Here is a 1,835-nt window from a genome sequence, read left to right as displayed (position 1 = left end):
AAAAATTCCTCAGTTTCGTGTTGTGTCCTCTTTGAACCCCCTTGCGACTTAATGCGCACTGGAGTAGAGGACTGTGTAGGGTTACTGGTGCTTTTGAATATATTTCTTCAACAAGGAGGCTAGATTCTTTTGGAATCGTTCGTGCCATCACTTGTTTTCAAAATTCATTCTCGAGCTAGCGGGTTGTAAGGTGCAGATTTTACCATCTCGAGTCTTCTAGTGTCCTTCTCGGACAAGACTCTTTTGTGAAACGGTAATGCCTAGTCTACGCCCTATAACGAACCCTGTCAAGAGCTCTGACGGGAATATTCATGAGAAATATAAAATTTCGTTATAAATATACTACAAAAAATGTTTTAAAAAAGCTTTGCAAAGTATGAAAAACGCATTCTCAACAAAGTTATACACACCTCTTTCTGCTCACTTATCCACATGGAAAGTTCTGAATTGACAGACGGATACTTGTCATATAGACTGGCATTTGTGATCATACGACCCAAAGTAACGACACAGCTCGTACCTTATCCTAAAGTCAGTATAGCCCAACTTGGTTATTACATCTGTCAATGCGGTACCCATGGGCATGTTATGCTTGCAAATGGCATGGAGCTCACTGAACATATTGGCAGGAAGGCAGCATATATCGATATCGAACGTCTCTGTTTTAGCGGATTTGTGAAAGGAAATCTAGGACAGCAGATGCGGGATACTATTGCTCAAGCGCTTGATTTTGCAGATTCAGAAAGCACCGTCCATCCCGATATTGTCCGGCGTATTCGCGAGTGGAACCAGCTTCGAGAAGAGGGAAAGCGCCCCCATCCGAACAATGCACACTCGTTTATCTATGGAGCAAAGGGATTCCGCGCTCGTGTCCATATCGCAAAGACAGTCCCGCTCACGAAAGAGCCCTTTGGAGGCTATGAACTCATCGAAGAGCAAAAGCTACCAGTCCTTGTTGATGCAGCATTAACCCAAGACCCCTAAAAGGGTCTTTTTTTATCATTGACATTTTCATAAAAAGCTGTAGTATCAAAAGCAAATGGAGGTACAGTACCTTTGACAGGAACGCTCACTAATCGCCCAGAACTCCTTCTTCTCATACGGCATGCACAGTCGCTGCGCCAGGTCGTGCGAGGAAATCATCTATTTCTGCCTGCTGACGACGAAGCCGCTATTCGCATAAAAGGCATTCCTGACCATAGGGTGCCCATCACTGATCCTTATGGCGTTGAACAAGCGCGCTTAACCGGGATTGGCGTTGCACATGACTTTGGTGTGCCGGACGTGGTGTATGATTCGGAGTACGTGCGCACAGAGCAATCTCGTGAAACTAGTCTCGCTGCCGGCTACACTTCGGAGCAAATCGCACGCATCAAAGTCCGCCACAACCACATGTTGCGCGAACGCGATGTTGGCTACACATTTTTCATGGATGAAAATGAAGTCAATGCCACCTATCCGTTTCTTCGAGATCAGATCAAGCTGCAGGGATACTTCTATTTTCGTCCTCCGGGAGGCAAAAGCAATGCCGACCTCTGCGATCAGGTATACCCATTTATTGGACATCATTTATTCCAAGTACGGGCAGGCAAAGCAGTGCATTGCTATTCGCACGGCGGTACTATTGGTGTCATGAATCTCTTGCTCAATAAATGGCGCATCGAACAGTGGGAGCATATGATTCATACCGATCCGCCGAAGAATTGCAGCGTGACAGCCTATCGTTACTCGCCAACGACGCGCCGACTCGAGCTTGAGTGCTACAATAAGGTCTACTGGTAAGAAGAAAACGGCATCATCGTTCCCGCATAGCCCAGCGGGACTTTTTATTTTTT

2 protein-coding genes are annotated in these 1,835 nt (G+C 46.0%); both read left to right on the top strand.

Annotation, left to right across the window (positions count from 1 at the left end):
- Nucleotides 1–432: 432 nt before the first annotated feature.
- On the top strand, nt 433–984 hold the full coding sequence (locus AAB400_01665; GenBank protein MEK7648604.1) for a hypothetical protein: 552 nt from the start codon (nt 433–435) through the stop codon (nt 982–984).
- Nucleotides 985–1,056: 72 nt separating this feature from the next.
- Nucleotides 1,057–1,782, top strand: a complete 726-nt coding sequence (locus AAB400_01660) for a histidine phosphatase family protein (protein MEK7648603.1) — start codon at nt 1,057–1,059, stop codon at nt 1,780–1,782.
- Nucleotides 1,783–1,835 lie beyond the last annotated feature (53 nt).

The sequence above is a fragment of the Patescibacteria group bacterium genome (assembly GCA_038065255.1).
Lineage (GTDB): Bacteria > Patescibacteriota > Patescibacteriia > JACQRZ01 > JACQRZ01 > JBBTRI01.
The sequence above is the reverse complement of the archived record's forward strand: the minus strand, read 5'-3'. Positions and strand labels throughout refer to the sequence as shown.

Excerpts from the sequence above, each read along its gene's own strand:
- AAB400_01665 (MEK7648604.1), top strand. The coding sequence starts at position 433 with ATGGAAAGTTCTGAATTGACAGACGGATACTTGTCATATAGACTGGCA.